This is a genomic window from Salicola sp. AFF1 (assembly GCF_056783195.1).
In genome coordinates this window covers 1-273 of the sequence record NZ_JBXAYL010000165.1, presented here as the reverse complement: position 1 = coordinate 273, position 273 = coordinate 1, and the positions used below count along the sequence as shown (strand labels likewise).

The window sequence follows — 273 nt, the reverse complement described above, 5'->3', positions numbered from 1 at the left end:
CCACCTCGGTGGCCATGACGAGCCTCGGGCGCGGGGACACCGCCTCCGCCCTGTTCAACGCAACCCTTTCCGGGTTGATCGGCATGGTGGCCACGCCGCTGCTGATGGACCTCGTGATGCGCACGGGGGCCACACCGCCGCCCCTCCTGCCACAAATCATCGCCATCATGGGCAAGCTGCTCGCGCCCTTCGCGCTCGGCCATCTCGCTAGGCCGCTGCTGAGGCGCGTCCTCACCGAGCACAAGACCCTGGTGAACCGGGCCGACCGATTAG

At 68.5% G+C, this 273-nt stretch carries 1 protein-coding gene; it reads left to right on the top strand.

Features of this window, described 5'->3' with window-relative positions; translation table 11 throughout:
- The coding region (locus tag AC1RQI_RS17195) for a bile acid:sodium symporter (RefSeq protein ID WP_481905830.1) at positions 1-273 on the top strand (273 nt) is incomplete at both ends.